The following is a 13,671-nucleotide window of genomic DNA, read 5'->3' as shown; positions in this document are numbered from 1 at the left end:
GGCTGAGACTTTAAACGCAAGGTATTCGCCTCTCGGATCGGCGTAGACCCTCGCCTCGTCGCCGGCACCCGCTTCGGCGACGTAGTATTTGCGCCGTAGCCGTTCCGGCATACCGCTGTCGGAGCGGCGCTGGTTGGTGCCACCCAGGTCAAACTCGGCTTGAGTAGTCTCTTCTTGGCCTGGCGGCGGACGAGATGCTCCATTCTTTTCGAAACTGCTAGCGTTTGCACCTTTGTCCCGACCTCGCCCGATCGAAAACTCGCCTGGATCGCTCTTGTCATCGGCCACGACGCATCTCCTTCACCGGCTGACCCGTCCCCTTCGCGGGGATGATGGCGGCATCGATCACCTGCGAGCACCAGTCCTTCAATTCATCCTCCGAAAGCCCCTCCAGATCGACGGGCACGTCGCCGAAGTCGAAGGTGGCGTCGTCCGGGATCAGCGTCGGATCGGCGATTTCCTCATCCGTCATCGGCCGGGTGCGGAACGTCGCCTGCAGCTCGGCGACGGCGGATTTGAGCTCGATGATCTCGCTGGCCAGCAGCATGTTCGAAGGACCGCGGTTGGGTGCGATCACCGGCGGCGCTTTCAGTCGCGTGGTGAAGGCTGCGTCCTCGTAATAGATGATCTTGTCGCAGATGATCGGCGGCACACTGGCAGCCAGAACGAAGGCCTTCGACGCCGGAATCAGCTTGAGTTCCTGCGGCAGCATCAGCGCGCGACGCTGATCCGAGACCGACTCGCTGCGCTTTCCCGACGATAGGCCCCACGGCCGCGAGCGGCTTTTCGCCTGGACCGTGTCGTAGCCGATCCGCTCGGACAGCTCGTTGGCGACGTCCTGCTCCTTTGGCGCGAACACGACCTCGATGGCATGGTTGGTCATGATGGTCTTGGCGAGATCGGGGCCGTAGATCGCCCGCAACTGCGCCGGGCTCTGGATGATCGTGAGAAGCCGGATGCCGTAGCCGGCGACGAAGGCGACGGATTTCGCGAGCACGCCGACATGGCCAAGCGCAGGGAACTCGTCGAGCAGCAGCAGGACGCGACGATTGAGCTTCGGGTTCTGCTCAGGGAGTTCGCGACTGTTCAGATCGATGACCTGCTGGAAGAACAGGTTGAGCAGCGGCGCCATCCGGTCGAGATTGTCGGGCGTTACGCCGAGATAGATCGACATCGGCCGGGAGCGCAGCTCGCGAAGGTCGAAGTCATTGGCGGAGGTTGCAGCGTCGATGCGCGGATTGAGCCAAAGGCCAAGTCGCGCCGTCGTCGTCTTCCTGACCGAGTTCATCGTGTTCTCGGAAGCCGACAGAAAGTCGTTCAGCGCCCCGATGCAATGCGACGAGAGGGGCGCCGTGCTCTTGGCGCGCTCCTTCATCGCGGCCAGGAAATGAGCCTTCAGGTCACTGGACGCCGAAAGCTGCCGCAGGATTTCGCCGATGGTCAGCGGCAGGCCCGGCGTCTCGGCGACATAGCCGCCGATCGCGACAAACGCCGAGCGCGCCGTCTCGAACCAGAACGGGTCGGCCCGGTTCTCGGCCGGGAACAGCATCACCGCGATGCGCTGGAGATCATCATAGAGACCGACGGGATCGCGGCGGACATAAGCGAGCGGATTGTAACGCGCGGTCCGGCCCTGCTCGTCGAGCGGCTCGAACAGGAACACGGCCTGCCCGCTCGCCTCCCGAAACCCGGCCGTGCGATCAAAGTTCTCCTTCTTGACGTCGAGCGCGACCACGGAATCGGGCCAGTTCAGCAGGTTCGGGATGACATAGCCGACACCTTTTCCCGACCGGGTCGGCGCATAGACCATGACGTGCTCGGGCCCGCCGAAGCACAGGAATTTGCCGTCCTTCCGGCCGAGAAGGATTCCCTGCTTCTCCCGCAGGCCCGCTTTGCGGACATCACGCTCGGTGGCGAAGCGCGCCTCGCCATGCAGCGGACGCGGTTTGGTCCGCAGAATAAAGCCCATCAACCCGAAGGCTGCTATCGTGCCGGCCAGCGTGCCAAAGGTGATCCAGCGGTCGAGGCGCTCGTTTGTGCCGTAATGCGGCCAGGCAATCGCAAGCTCGTTCCAGTGGAAGCCGCCATCATGGGTGCGCAGGCCCAGCAGCAGGACATTCGAGCCGACGAACAGGAAGACAGCGATGCCAGCGACAGCAAGGCCAAGTCGCAGCGCCGCGCTACGCGCTGGCGAGCCGCTTTCGAGCGGGGTCATAGTCGATCTCCGTGATGCGGAAGCGGCCGTGCTCGCGTTTCATCTGGACGACGATATCGACGGTCTGGCGCAGCAGGTTGCGGATGTCGTCACGAGCGAGGTCCCGGCCCTCCGCGCTTTCCTTCACCAGCAGGGTCAACTGCTCGAAAGCGAGGCGCGCGGAATCGGCATGGACCGTGGTGATCGAGCCCGGATGCCCGGAGTTCACATTGCGCAGATAGAAAAAAGCTGTGCCATCGCGCAGCTCCTGCAAAAGGATGCGGTCGGGCCGCATGCGTAGGCAGGATTCGAGAAGTTCGCGCGGACCTACTTTGGCGAGGCCCTGCCCGTCTTTGGCATAGAGCAGACGGACATGATTGGGCTGCGGCACGACCAGTTCGGCCGTGTCCTCGATCGTGACGAGGCGCTCGGCCGCCGGAATCTGAGCAATCAGACCCTTCGACAGCGTGGTTTTGCCGGAGCCAGTCGCGCCGGAGATAATGATGTTGCGGCGGCTTCGCACGGCCAGCGCCAGGAATTCTCGCCACTGCCCTGCGTCTCGCAGGCGAACCAGCTCGGTCTCGTCATCCGAGAGATCATCGCTGGTCACACGAACGTCGGAGAACAGGTCGCGCTCCTCGAAATCCTCAAGCGTCATCGTGACCGTCGAGGGCTTTCGGATGGTGAGGCTGACGGTTCCTGCCGGTACCGCTGGTGGCACGACGATCTGGCAGCGCTCCTCGCCCGGTAGCGTCGTCGAGACGATCGGATGGTCGGAGGCGATATCTTGTCGGGTGTAGCCGGCAGCAGCGGTCGCCAGATGCATGAGATGGGCGTGACTGAGATCGGCTGACTCATGGCGCTGCCAACCGTTCGGCCCTTCCGTAAACACCTCGCCTGGGCGGTTAACGACGATCTCCGTCAGCTCTGATTGGGACAGGAACCGCGCGAGCGGCGCGAGATAGCGCTCCAGCACAATCCGATTGGCGCGGCGCTCGGAAGCGCTCGGGGTCTTCGGCGCCGCCGGCGCAAGCGTCACGACGGGCTGCGCATCAATCGGCAATGTCGAGAGTGCCGTCATGGCTTCGTGACTCGCGAGCCAGACGCCACACCGGCATCGATGCCGGGTACCGTACGATCCAAAATCCGCGCGCGGCTTTCGATCCGCTTCAGATCGTAGACAGACGAAAAATCGAGATCGCGGGCGACAAAGATGTTCACGCGCTCGCCCTGGTTCTTGTTCAGCGTCGGCGGTATGTCGATCGAGCGCTCGACGGCGATGCCCGCAGCCGTGTTGGCCGCGCCCGACGTGTTGCGGATCTCGATATCCGCATCGTCGAGCTGCTGGCGGCCGATCGCAGCTGCGTCGCTGACGATCGAGAGCAGCAGAGCTGCACCGAACCTCTCCCAGAAATGCGTATCGATCTCACCGTCGAAGCCGGCGCGGCCGAGTGCATCGGTGGCGGGCGAGGCCAGCGCAATGATGACGCCGGTCGGGGTTTTTGCCCGCGTCCAGAGCACGAACATCCGCTTGGAGCCCTTTCGGACCTGGCCGCGATATTCCCCGACGATCTGCGTGCCCTTTTCCATCAGCACGACATGGCCTGAATCCGACAGGACATCGCGCAGCACGACACACGAGACGAAGCCCGGCACATCCGACGACATCGCCGTTTCGAGCACGCAAGGGATCGCAGTCCCTTGCGTCACCAGGAGATTGCGGTTTGGCAGGCGCGCGGCGCGCACGCCCTCAATAGTGGTCGCTTTCAGCTTGTCGGCCAACTCGTTGCGCGGCTCGGCAGAGCTTGCGAGAAGAGCCGAACCCGGGAGAGCGGCCCCCTGCCCTGCCCCGTCGCTGGACGATCCGCGACTTGGCCGATTGAAGGCGAGTACTGGCGCACGCCGAGCGCTCTCCATCAGCTTGTCTGTCTGCGGAGCAGCGGCAGGTGCGAGTTGAGGCGGCAGGACCGGCAGGGCCGCTTGCTGGACAGGAGCCGGCGCCGGCGGTTCGCGTGCCGGCTCGAAGGTCGTCGTCTGGCGGATGATGGGCTTGACGCCGCCCTGCTCGACGGGCTTTTCGGCTTTCCAGGTGCTCCAGATCACAAGGACCGAAAAGGCGATCAGCGCGGCCGCGCCGATGCCCCGCCGGGCTAAGGCCCGGCCGCTGCCTTCGACCGGTCCCGAAACCGGCGTGATGCCGCGTTCGCCCTCGACGCCTGATGACAAAGTCTGATCAGTCATGACATGCTCCTCAGCGACGGCGAACCGGGGCTGGCTGCTTCGGGGTGCGGGCGACGCTGGGGCTCGTCGTGCCAGTGCCGGGGTTCACGCCAACGGCGTCAAAGGCTTCGTTGAAGATGCAGAGCACCTCGCTGCCGCGACGCAGCCGGAATTCGCGCGCGGTGGCATGCACCACGACGACCTCGCCGCGGACGTCCTTGGGCACGAGGCTTTCCGCGCCGTCCGAGCCGACCATGTAGATCGCAGGCACCTCGCGATTGCCCGCGAAGCGGAAGCTCGTGACTTTTCCGTCGTCGAAGACGCCATCGGGTTCGAGATCGGCCGGCCCCTGCGCCGAGAACCGCCAGTTGCGCGCGCCATACTGCTGGTGGAGATCAAAGGTCTGGTCGATGACCGCGCCTTCGCGCTGCTGGCCTCGTGCCTCGTGCTCAGCGCGACGCCGATCGGCTTCGTCGGCCGGATAGGAGTACTTCACGACAAAATAGCTCTCCTTCAGCGAGGCTTCCGCGATCGAAAGCTCGAACTGGTAGGAGCGCTTGCGTCCGTCGCGACGCGTGGTGACGACCTGCAGATTGGTCGGCGGATGCTTCTCGCGGGGTTTGAGGAACAGGATCGAACCGGCCGGCGCGACCTCCCAGGCGATCGAGTCGCCGATCGCGACATGGGCGATTTCCTCATCCTCGGCGAAGATCACTTGGGTCGAGGCCCGGATAACGCCGTTGACCTTGACGACATTGGCTGGGTCATAGGCGACGAAGCGCACGCGCTCGTCGCGCGCGCCGGCCGTCGGGAGCTGCAGGGCCAGCGAGGGCACGCCGAAGCCAAGCGCCAGCACCAAGCCGCCTGCGACCGCGATCGAGCAGCGGTTCATGGCGCGACCTCCGGATCGGCGCGGTACTCCGAGACGAGGAAGCCGAGCGGGTTGATCAGGCGATCGGTCGAGGAGACCGGCGCGTTGACATAGGCGAAAGTCAGCGTCGCGATCCAATGGGTGACCTTGATCTCCTCGCCCTTGCGGCTTTCCTTGAGGAAGCGGACGGAGGCGAGGTTGTCGGCCAGGAGCGAGATCGCCTTGATGCGGACTTCTGCGACGCCAAAGCGCCCATGCAGCACCTGCGGACTTTCCGGGTTCGAGCCGCGATAGACGGCGGCAAAGCGCGCCTGCTCGGCCTGCGAGGACAGGAGCGCAACCGTCTGGAAATTGCTGGCGGCCTCGGCTTGGCTGAAACCCTCGCGCGAGCGGACATAGCGACCGAGGAAATACTTGGTCACCGCCTCGTCATAGCTGCGCGGCGATGTCCCGAGCGCCGAGACCGTCTCGACGATCCCCGTCGCGTTGTCGACGCGGATGACGAAGGGCTCGACAGTCTTGAGGGGAGCGAGCGCCGCGACCGCGCCGACGGCGGCCGTCGCGAGCACGCATGCCGCCGTCGCCACGAACCAGGCCAACCGTTTTGAGCGCTGCGCCGTCAGCAGCAGGTCCTGCTCCCAGCGCCGTGCATTATCGAAGTAGTCCTTCAGATCGTCGGGCCTAACCATGGCGCGTCGCCTCGCTGCAGGGCAGGAACGAGCGCGCGATGTCAAAGGACGACCATGCGGCGCTCACCTGCGCGAGCCCGTCGGTGGAAACAACGGGCTGCACCTGACCAAGCCGTTTGACCGGTGGCAAATCGGGTTTCGGCGCGGCGGGAGGGTTCGCCTCCCAATCCCAGAGCGACCGGTTCAGCGGGCGCTTGGCCGACCCGTCGCAGGATGGCGCGCCCTTGTTCCAGCCGGCGCAGCCCGACACCATTACCGCCAGCACAAGGCTGGTGATCGCGCTACACTTCATCGAAGCAAATCCTTCTCGGCATCCTAGCGCGGATGCGGTTGTTCCTGGTGTGGATGGGTGGCTTCAGACGCGTCTGATCTCGCCGCCCTGTCGTCGCTCGCGAATCCTTGCCGCGGTGCGGCTGGCGGCGGCCCGGGTGCCAGCGTACGCACCGACGGCGGCCGAAGCTGCGTTCGCGGTGATGGCGCTGGTTACGACACGGGCCGCGAGCGAAGCGCCGCCGCCTGCCAGGCCACCGGCGATGGCGGGAAGCTGCAGTGCGATGTAGGCGGCGAGGCCGAGTACCGCGCTGATCGCGACCGCTCCAACCATCAGCCCGCCGCCGGTCGTCGTGCTGGCCCCATACTTCTCGACGAAGCCCTGCACCGACGTCAGCATCAGCCCGACCAGTGCAACGACGAGCACATGCAGGATCAGGAAGTTCGCGACCTGACGAGTCCAGGCTTCTGTGAACGGTCTCGTGGCCTCGAACAAGGCGAGCGCGATAAAGATCGGCCCAAGCGCGATAACGACTGCCAAGCCGATCTTGGCATAGAGCAGGATGGCGAACTGCAGGAAGCCCGATACGGCGGTGAAAACCGCGAGGATGGCCGCAATCAGTGCTGGCGCAATCGTAGTCAGCCCAGCCTGCTCATAGATTTTCTGAGACACTTCGATGCCTTTGGTAAGGAGGCGGTCGAACGGTTGGCCCGAGGATGTGTCGAGCGCGGATCCTGCCAAAGCATTCCCGATCTCTCGTGGCAAAGACGTGAAGAAGAGATTGGTCACGTACTGTTGGAACGAGCTTGCGTTCGATGCGAGCAGCACGATCAGCACGAGCCTCATGGCTCGCCACGCGAACTCCTGGATCGGTTCGGCGATGGCGCCGCGCATTACGGCAAAGCCGTACAGCACGACATAGAGCATCACGGCCACCCGCAACGGACCATCGACGAAGGATGCGAGATTCGAGACCGACGTCGATACGAAGGTCGTGATCGGCTGCTCGAACTCTTTCAGGAAGTCGTCGAAAATCGTGATGGCCATGTCTGATCACTGCTTCAAGGAACTGAGTGCACGGTCACGGCCAAGCATCAGCACGCGTTCGTGTGCGTGGCCCGCGTTGACGCACGCAGGTTTGGAGCCGTGATCGCCTGGACTGGACCGACAGAGCTTCCACGTTTTTTCCAGCGCATCTGAGTTTTCGAGAAACCAGACTACTGTCGGAGCCGTGGCGCGACTGACTAAATGCTCAGGATTGCTGTCGCTACTGGTCGAAGTCTCGTCGGGCTGCTCGCCGCATCCACCGAGCAGAAGTAAAACGGCCAACGAAACCGCCGGGAGGGCCTTCATTGTAGCGCCGCCTTCATCTCATCGACAAGTTGCCGTTCGCGCTCTTTCTGCCGCTGGCCATCCATGTCGCCGCGCGCCTGCTGCACCATGGCGAGGCCCTGCATGCGCAGGACCTCGTTCTGGAGGATGGCCTGCTCGGCCTGGATTCGGGCCGACAGATCGAGCACGTCCTTGGCGTCTTTGGCTGTGGTTATCTTCTGACGAAGCTCCTCCAGCTCATCGATCCGCTTTGAGGCCGTGTCGTACACGCTCTGGCCGATCGAATGCTTCGCGCCAGTCTGGCGCGCGATGCGATCGAGTTCGCCGCGGTAGAACGAATTGGCGTCCCCGCCCTGGTAGGCGCGGTTCTGATCGAGATAGCGATCGATGACGCCGGTCAGCGACCCAGTGCCGGTCCCCGAAACCAGCTTTTCGATCTCGCCGAACTCCTTCGGCAAATATTTGCGGAACTCCGAGCTGCTCAAGAGCGAGGCGATGTCGTTGACGTCGGTCAGTTTGTTGAAGGACTCGTAGAGCTGCTTGGCCTGGGTGAGCTGCGCCTGCATCGTCTTGATCTGCTCGGTCAGCTTGCTGATCTGCTCGACATGCTTTGCGATCGCGCCGGCATCGAACACTGGCACGCCTTGCTGGGCGTATGCGTCTGCAGTCAGCCAGGTCAGGGCGGCGGCGCACAGAAATCGGCAAGCTCTCACGGGGACATCCTTCTCTCGACGTGGAAGCGGGGTAGGAATGCTGCGGGATCGTCGCCAACCTCCGCGCGGATGCGGTCGAGGAGCTCGACCGTCTCGGTTCGGCCCGACAGCACGGCGAGCGCGTCATCGAGCCCGCCGAGGTCGAGCTCGGCGACGACGGATTGGCCGTTCTGCTTGATCAGGAAGCGCCGGCTCTCGGCCGAGAGTTCTTCCTTGATCAGCCGGAACTCGGTCTCGGTCAGATGGAAGCCATCGACATAGTCCGAGCGCGTGCCGCGCGGGTTCGGCATGAAGATTTGCGTCGGGCACTGCTCGACGATGGTGTGGGCGATTGGAGACGCCAGCGCGTCGCGCGGCGACTGCGTGCCAAAGACCATGACGCCGTTCTGCTTGCGGATGGTTTTCAGCTTGTCGTTGGCAAGCGCCCGGAAGGCGTCATCGCCCAGCGCCTTCCAGAATTCATCGATGTCGATGATGATGCGACGGCCGTCGATGAGTTGCTCGACGCGATGGAACAGCACCATCATCAGCGGCGTGCGCACGACCGGGTGATCGAGCACATCGGTCATGTCGAAGCCGATGAAACTGGCATCGAGCGCGATCGCGTCTTCGTCGGCATCGAGGACCCAGCCGAACGGACCGCCATTGCACCAGCGCTCGAGCCTGGCGCCAATGCCCTCGCGATCCTGCTGGCCCAGAAAGGCGCGCAGCGCCGAAAGCGAGCGCTCCTGGCGCGGCAGTGCCCGCATCGCTTCGAGCGCGGAATCGATCCGCTCCTCATCAACGACGGACAGCGCCCTGCCTTCGATGGTGACGAGCTTGCGCACGAGCTCGCCCAAGAAGGCGAGATTGGCCGGGGTCAGGTCGAGCACCTTCAGCGGCGCGCAGCCTGTGGGCAGGCCGTTCTTCAGCGTGAGGTAGGTGCCGCCAGACGCCCGCACGAAAATCTCGGCGCCGCGATCCTTGTCGAACACAACGCGCTGGCAGCCAAATTTCTCGGCCTGGGCGAGTAGGAAGTTCTGCAGCACGGTTTTGCCCGACCCCGATGGTCCGCAAATGAAGGTGTTGCCGAGATCGCCGGTGTGGAAGGAAAAGTGATAGGGCGAGCCCGACGCCGTCTTCAGCATCGCGACGGACGGTCCCCAATGATTGCCTGTAGGCTTGCCCGCCGGATAGCTATGAAACGGCGACAGGGCCGCGAGATTGCGCGAGGTGATCGCGCCTGAGCGGGCGCGGTGTTTGAACAAGCCCGGCATCTGCGCCCAATAGGCGGCCTCAAGCCCGAGATCCTCGCGCGCCACGACCGCGCCGGCCTCGGCAAGCACGCGGCGCGCCTGAGCCATCGTTTCCAACAGCGCCTTTGGATTATCGGCACGCACCAGCAGCGAGAGGTGATGATCGCCCATGACGAAGCGATTGGATTCGAGATCGTCGAGAGCATCATCCAGATCGTCGATTTGGGATGCGGCGACGTCCTGGGTCGAGACGAGCTGGTTTTGTTTGCGCGTCAGGACCGTCTTGGCGTCGGCCTTCGACAGGAAGGCGAAGCTTTGGGACAGCACGAACGCGAACGGGGCCGAGAGCAGGCCGTTCAACATGCCGGGCCTGGTCGAGGCCGGGTACTCCTTCAGACCGAACATTCCCGAAAAGAGCGAGCCGCCGGCCGCCCGGACTTCGATCGCCTCGCGACCGAAGATGACGCGGTTGGTGTAGATCGCCGATCCGATCCGGCCTTGCGGCAACGCCGTCGGCAGATCCTCGCTCGACGCCAGCATATGGAGGAGGCGCATCGGCTCCGAGAACAGGATGCCGTCATGCTCGACGAGGGCAAGTTGTGCCGGACCGTAGCGACCCAGCGCAGCCGAGATGTCGCGCGCGGCATCGTTCAGTCGCTTCAAGGCGGCGGCATCGACCTCCCCTCCCCCGCGTCGCACCTGGCCGAGCCGTGAAACGAAGCCTGCGGCAGCCTCCGCGCGATCCCGCCCGGGATGGGCGACGATGGTGAGGTAAAGCTCGTTGCGGAACAGACTTGTGCCCTGAAGCGCCTCGCGATAGCCGACGTCGAGATCGCGCGCGAAGCCCGAGCCGAACGCGCCCGCTGGGTAGCTGGTGTCCTGCCGCCGTATCAGATGCGTCCAGAGCGCCAGGCGATCGTCGGCGAGATTGCGCAGGGTGAGATTGAGTTTGGCGTGGAGATCGTTGAGGTCGCCGATATCGGCGGTCTCAAAAGCGATCCCGTCGAGGCGGATCGTCGTCATCAGCGCGCGTGTCGCCAGGCTGATGACCGTCTCCGTCACATGCCGGACATAGGGCAGATGAACGTCGGGCTCGATCTCGCGAGCCATGAGGCGAGCCGCATCAGCCATGAGCCACCTCGCGTGCCTTGAAGCGGCGCACCAGGCGCAAAGGCGTCGGCGACGACCCACCCCAGAACGAGCCGTTGCGAGCGCGGCCCCGCGTCTCCAGCCAGGCAACGAGCAGCCGGAACTGGTTTGGATCGTGCCGGCAGATCGCGCGGCAGATCAGGTGGATCGGCAGTGCAACCAGCCCGTAGACGATCGAACCCGCCATCAGGAACAGGATGCAGGACGACATCACATTGATCGCCATGGCCTCCATGGTCACGCCGGCGATCATCGCAGGCCGCGTGCAGGCAAGGAACAGTGTGTCCTCGGTCAGGCGTTCGGGTTCACTTGTCATCGCGGCGCCTCAGCTGCCGCCGGTCAGGGTCGAGACGATTTCCGATGCGCCGAAGACGATGGCGACGCCGAGCACGACATAGGCTGCCTTGCGCAAATCGAGATAGCCGAACATCCAGGCGATGCCCACGATGATCACAGCGAGCGTCGCCAGCAGGCGTGCGACATTGCCGGTCAGCATCGTGACGATGTTTTGCAGCACGCCTTCAATGTTGGCGGTCTGTGCCAAAGCCGGTTCGGCGGCGATGAGAACGAGGACTGCGGCCAAGCTGGCAGGCGCGGCGAATGTGCGAAGCGGCACAGGCATGAAGGATCTCCGGGACAGGCGTGTTTCAACGGCGCGCAACGGCGTGCGCTCGGTGGGATAGGTTGGAATGGATCAGCGGCTGTAGATCAGGAGCGAGGAGCCACGCCGGGCGCCATAGACGCTCCAGGACGGCGGATCCTTTGCTGATGCGATCTCCTCTTGCGGAGGAGCAAGTTGATTAGCCGGATTAGCAACGATGTCAGGCGTGACCTCCGCCTGAGACGGGCGGTCAGCCCTTGCGGATTTGAATGACGATACGGCTTGGTCCTCTGCAATGGGCTCTCTGACGCCCTCGGCCATCAATCGTGCCCTGCGCTCTTGAAACACGCGTCCGACGCCGGCGATGTGCGCGCACGGGTCGAAGGCGGTTGCGATCGTGAGGCCGGCCGATTTGAGATCCTCAGAATCAAGCTGTGCCATGCCGATCCGGACAGTTTGGCCTGCCACCACAGCTTCACTCGCCAGCGCGATCGCTTCAGGTTTGGAATCGGCCAGGACCCTGATCGGCCGTTTGCCAGCGATGGTCACAAGCAAGAGCTCGGACGCGCTCGCCTGGCGCATGATCGCGGCAACGGGTCTTGTCAGATCTGACGGTGCGCAACGCGCAATCAACGTCGTGATGTCGAGGGCCTCCATCAGAACCTCACCCGTGTGCTGATGCCATCTGGTCCGGTGACGTCGATGAAATTGGGTTGGGCGCGATGGCGGACCGCCTGGATGTCGTACGGTTGACAAGCGTCGTCCGTGCGATCGCATTCGCGAACTGTCTTGCTCGAGACGCAAGCCGGCTGAGCTGAACCATCGCGCCCAAGCTCACGCAGGACGTAGCCGTCCTGGCATGGTTCGTATGGATCGTACCCGACGGATGATGTGCTCGATCCGGCGCCCGCACAGGTCGGGAAGGCCCCTCCCCGCTTGAGATGCTGCCAAAGCCGCGTCACCGGTGAAACGCATGCGGCGTACTGCGTCGGCCCGCCCGGATTGGCGAGGCATAGCAGGACGGTGCAGCCCCAATTATCGGCGCGCGCGACACTGATCGACATGCAGGCGACTCCGCCGGCGAGAACCATCATCCGGAGCATGCGGACCCTCCCGAGATCGGTCACGCCGCAAGCGGGAGCGGCATCTTGACCGGAAGGACCGGCCCGGTCAGTCCGCCATTGCGTCGGATCGCATCGAGCGCGCGCTCCTCGATCGGCAGCAATCCGGCAAGAGCATTTGTCGCTCCGATCCGCTGTGGCGCGCCCAGACGCTGAAGGGTCCACCCTGCCCTTCGCAAGATGCGCTCCATGCGGAGATCGGTGACCGTCGCGATCGACGACAAGCCTCGCGCGTCGCCCCATTCCAGCATCGCCGCAAAGAGCATGAATGTCGCTTGCCGTAGCCCGCCATCCGTCGTGGTGTCGGTTAATTCGGTATCGACACAAAAGCGCGAGCTTTCCGCGATGAGGTCTGAGCAAGGCGCAACTCCGCCATCCAGCAGTTCCGGGAACGTGTTTGCCAGCATGTTGGGGCCCGTCGTCGGCAACATCCGCACGCAACCCAACACAGAGCCCCGATCGGCGACGACCAGATAGGTCGCATCCAGCGTATCGTAGCGATCCATCTCGAGATTGCCTGTGGTCGAGACCGACCAGTCGAGCCGGTCCTTGAACACCTTTCGGCGCAGGCGATGCATGCCCATCAGCAACGAGAGATTGGCGCCATATCCGGCGCGGCTCAGTTCGACGACTTGCATGGCCAGCCTTTCGAATCGCGTTGATCTGGAGGCCAATCAAACAGAGGCAGCCAATCGGCGAACCTGTCGGATGTGACAGGGTGTTTCTGGATTCCCTCTAAAGTTGTGGCCGTGTTCTCGCCGCATCTTTGAAGCAAAGGCCGGTTCTATCGAGTGGAAAAGGGTCATCGGGCGCGTGAAGCAAGGCGCCGCAATCAGCGGGGGATGGGATGAAATCGGTAGAGATGGCGTATCAAGAACTGGTCGATGGCCTGCATTCATCGGTTGGCGAAATTGAGTTTCGGCGCGTGGGCCAACGCGTCGCCGAGAGCATGGGCTTCCGGTACTTCGCCTATCTCGGCTTTGGTGACGCCGATCCGGTTTTGATCTCGTCTTATCCCAAGCGATGGAGCGAGCATTATTTTGCCGAAGGCTACCAGGACGTCGATCCCGTCGTGGCCTTTGCCAAAAGCAAACGCTCCACGATGCAGTGGACGCGCGAAGCCACCCGTCAGTTTCTGTCAACGGCGGTCGGATTCCAGGCCATCGGGGCGGAGTAAAAGCAGGCCAGTGGCGGCGCCGGAGGACGATATGCAAAGGGCCCCGATCGGGGCCCTTTGCATATCGTCGCGTTCGTTTCTGATCAGCCTCCGGTTAT

16 protein-coding genes and 1 pseudogene are annotated in these 13,671 nt (G+C 63.7%); 1 reads left to right on the top strand and 16 read right to left on the bottom strand.

Annotated elements, in window-relative coordinates:
- The 16 genes and pseudogenes from Q8S38_RS21190 to Q8S38_RS21120 form a co-directional block, all read right to left on the bottom strand.
- Positions 1 to 288, bottom strand: a pseudogene (locus Q8S38_RS21190) (hypothetical protein); the annotation flags it as partial.
- On the bottom strand, positions 278 to 2,215 hold the full coding sequence (locus tag Q8S38_RS21185) for a type IV secretory system conjugative DNA transfer family protein (RefSeq protein WP_305682326.1): 1,938 nt from the start codon (positions 2,213 to 2,215) through the stop codon (positions 278 to 280). The gene Q8S38_RS21185 and the pseudogene Q8S38_RS21190, both read right to left, overlap by 11 nt.
- Positions 2,181 to 3,275, bottom strand: a complete 1,095-nt coding sequence (virB11, locus tag Q8S38_RS21180) for a P-type DNA transfer ATPase VirB11 (protein WP_305682325.1) — start codon at positions 3,273 to 3,275, stop codon at positions 2,181 to 2,183. The genes Q8S38_RS21185 and virB11 overlap by 35 nt, the downstream gene beginning before the upstream one ends.
- Positions 3,272 to 4,435 (bottom strand): type IV secretion system protein VirB10, encoded by a 1,164-nt coding sequence (gene virB10, locus Q8S38_RS21175; RefSeq protein ID WP_305682324.1) that lies wholly within the window; start codon positions 4,433 to 4,435, stop codon positions 3,272 to 3,274. The genes virB11 and virB10 overlap by 4 nt, the downstream gene beginning before the upstream one ends.
- Positions 4,436 to 4,445: 10 nt before the next feature.
- On the bottom strand, positions 4,446 to 5,306 hold the full coding sequence (virB9, locus tag Q8S38_RS21170; RefSeq protein WP_305682323.1) for a P-type conjugative transfer protein VirB9: 861 nt from the start codon (positions 5,304 to 5,306) through the stop codon (positions 4,446 to 4,448).
- Positions 5,303 to 5,974, bottom strand: coding sequence for a VirB8 family type IV secretion system protein (locus Q8S38_RS21165; RefSeq protein ID WP_305682322.1), 672 nt, complete (start codon positions 5,972 to 5,974; stop codon positions 5,303 to 5,305). The genes virB9 and Q8S38_RS21165 overlap by 4 nt, the downstream gene beginning before the upstream one ends.
- On the bottom strand, positions 5,967 to 6,266 hold the full coding sequence (locus Q8S38_RS21160) for a type IV secretion pathway protein (protein ID WP_305682321.1): 300 nt from the start codon (positions 6,264 to 6,266) through the stop codon (positions 5,967 to 5,969). Before Q8S38_RS21160 ends, Q8S38_RS21165 begins: the two co-directional genes overlap by 8 nt.
- A gap of 63 nt (positions 6,267 to 6,329) precedes the next feature.
- Positions 6,330 to 7,292: a TrbL/VirB6 family protein gene (locus Q8S38_RS21155; RefSeq protein ID WP_305682320.1), complete on the bottom strand. Its 963-nt coding sequence runs from the start codon at positions 7,290 to 7,292 to the stop codon at positions 6,330 to 6,332.
- A gap of 6 nt (positions 7,293 to 7,298) precedes the next feature.
- Positions 7,299 to 7,598 carry an EexN family lipoprotein gene (locus Q8S38_RS25035; RefSeq protein WP_371125938.1) on the bottom strand — a complete coding sequence of 100 codons (300 nt, stop codon included), beginning with the start codon at positions 7,596 to 7,598 and terminating at the stop codon, positions 7,299 to 7,301.
- Positions 7,595 to 8,290, bottom strand: coding sequence for a P-type DNA transfer protein VirB5 (gene virB5 / locus Q8S38_RS21150; protein ID WP_291820963.1), 696 nt, complete (start codon positions 8,288 to 8,290; stop codon positions 7,595 to 7,597). The genes Q8S38_RS25035 and virB5 overlap by 4 nt, the downstream gene beginning before the upstream one ends.
- Positions 8,287 to 10,656, bottom strand: a complete 2,370-nt coding sequence (locus Q8S38_RS21145; protein ID WP_291820960.1) for a VirB4 family type IV secretion/conjugal transfer ATPase — start codon at positions 10,654 to 10,656, stop codon at positions 8,287 to 8,289. Before Q8S38_RS21145 ends, virB5 begins: the two co-directional genes overlap by 4 nt.
- On the bottom strand, positions 10,649 to 10,990 hold the full coding sequence (locus Q8S38_RS21140) for a VirB3 family type IV secretion system protein (RefSeq protein ID WP_291820958.1): 342 nt from the start codon (positions 10,988 to 10,990) through the stop codon (positions 10,649 to 10,651). Before Q8S38_RS21140 ends, Q8S38_RS21145 begins: the two co-directional genes overlap by 8 nt.
- A 9-nt stretch (positions 10,991 to 10,999) precedes the next feature.
- Positions 11,000 to 11,296 carry a TrbC/VirB2 family protein gene (locus tag Q8S38_RS21135; RefSeq protein ID WP_291821013.1) on the bottom strand — a complete coding sequence of 99 codons (297 nt, stop codon included), beginning with the start codon at positions 11,294 to 11,296 and terminating at the stop codon, positions 11,000 to 11,002.
- Positions 11,297 to 11,368: 72 nt separating this feature from the next.
- The gene (locus tag Q8S38_RS21130) at positions 11,369 to 11,932 is read right to left on the bottom strand and encodes a lysozyme family protein (protein ID WP_291820955.1); all 564 of its coding nucleotides are present in this window, start codon (positions 11,930 to 11,932) and stop codon (positions 11,369 to 11,371) included.
- The gene (locus Q8S38_RS21125) at positions 11,932 to 12,339 is read right to left on the bottom strand and encodes a hypothetical protein (protein ID WP_291820952.1); all 408 of its coding nucleotides are present in this window, start codon (positions 12,337 to 12,339) and stop codon (positions 11,932 to 11,934) included. Before Q8S38_RS21125 ends, Q8S38_RS21130 begins: the two co-directional genes overlap by 1 nt.
- A gap of 59 nt (positions 12,340 to 12,398) precedes the next feature.
- Positions 12,399 to 13,034, bottom strand: a complete 636-nt coding sequence (locus Q8S38_RS21120) for an acyl-homoserine-lactone synthase (protein WP_291820947.1) — start codon at positions 13,032 to 13,034, stop codon at positions 12,399 to 12,401.
- Positions 13,035 to 13,258: 224 nt separating this feature from the next.
- Between Q8S38_RS21120 and Q8S38_RS21115 the strand changes: the two genes are divergently transcribed.
- Positions 13,259 to 13,573 carry an autoinducer binding domain-containing protein gene (locus tag Q8S38_RS21115; RefSeq protein WP_305682319.1) on the top strand — a complete coding sequence of 105 codons (315 nt, stop codon included), beginning with the start codon at positions 13,259 to 13,261 and terminating at the stop codon, positions 13,571 to 13,573.
- Positions 13,574 to 13,671 lie beyond the last annotated feature (98 nt).

Source organism: Allobosea sp. (assembly GCF_030695125.1).
Lineage (GTDB): Bacteria > Pseudomonadota > Alphaproteobacteria > Rhizobiales > Beijerinckiaceae > Allobosea.
The sequence above is the reverse complement of the archived record's forward strand: the minus strand, read 5'-3'. Positions and strand labels throughout refer to the sequence as shown.

Bases quoted from the DNA above. Each gene is read 5' to 3' on its own strand.
- Q8S38_RS21115 (WP_305682319.1), top strand. From the start codon at position 13,259: ATGGCGTATCAAGAACTGGTCGATGGCCTGCATTCATCGGTTGGCGAA.
- Q8S38_RS21145 (WP_291820960.1), bottom strand. From the start codon at position 10,656: ATGGCTGATGCGGCTCGCCTCATGGCTCGCGAGATCGAGCCCGACGTT.
- Q8S38_RS21125 (WP_291820952.1), bottom strand. From the start codon at position 12,339: ATGTCGATCAGTGTCGCGCGCGCCGATAATTGGGGCTGCACCGTCCTG.
- virB11 (WP_305682325.1), bottom strand. From the start codon at position 3,275: ATGACGGCACTCTCGACATTGCCGATTGATGCGCAGCCCGTCGTGACG.
- Q8S38_RS21155 (WP_305682320.1), bottom strand. From the start codon at position 7,292: ATGGCCATCACGATTTTCGACGACTTCCTGAAAGAGTTCGAGCAGCCG.
- Q8S38_RS25035 (WP_371125938.1), bottom strand. From the start codon at position 7,598: ATGAAGGCCCTCCCGGCGGTTTCGTTGGCCGTTTTACTTCTGCTCGGT.
- Q8S38_RS21135 (WP_291821013.1), bottom strand. From the start codon at position 11,296: ATGCCTGTGCCGCTTCGCACATTCGCCGCGCCTGCCAGCTTGGCCGCA.
- Q8S38_RS21140 (WP_291820958.1), bottom strand. From the start codon at position 10,990: ATGACAAGTGAACCCGAACGCCTGACCGAGGACACACTGTTCCTTGCC.
- Q8S38_RS21130 (WP_291820955.1), bottom strand. From the start codon at position 11,932: ATGGAGGCCCTCGACATCACGACGTTGATTGCGCGTTGCGCACCGTCA.
- Q8S38_RS21120 (WP_291820947.1), bottom strand. From the start codon at position 13,034: ATGCAAGTCGTCGAACTGAGCCGCGCCGGATATGGCGCCAATCTCTCG.
- Q8S38_RS21165 (WP_305682322.1), bottom strand. From the start codon at position 5,974: ATGGTTAGGCCCGACGATCTGAAGGACTACTTCGATAATGCACGGCGC.
- Q8S38_RS21185 (WP_305682326.1), bottom strand. From the start codon at position 2,215: ATGACCCCGCTCGAAAGCGGCTCGCCAGCGCGTAGCGCGGCGCTGCGA.
- virB10 (WP_305682324.1), bottom strand. From the start codon at position 4,435: ATGACTGATCAGACTTTGTCATCAGGCGTCGAGGGCGAACGCGGCATC.
- Q8S38_RS21160 (WP_305682321.1), bottom strand. From the start codon at position 6,266: ATGAAGTGTAGCGCGATCACCAGCCTTGTGCTGGCGGTAATGGTGTCG.
- virB9 (WP_305682323.1), bottom strand. From the start codon at position 5,306: ATGAACCGCTGCTCGATCGCGGTCGCAGGCGGCTTGGTGCTGGCGCTT.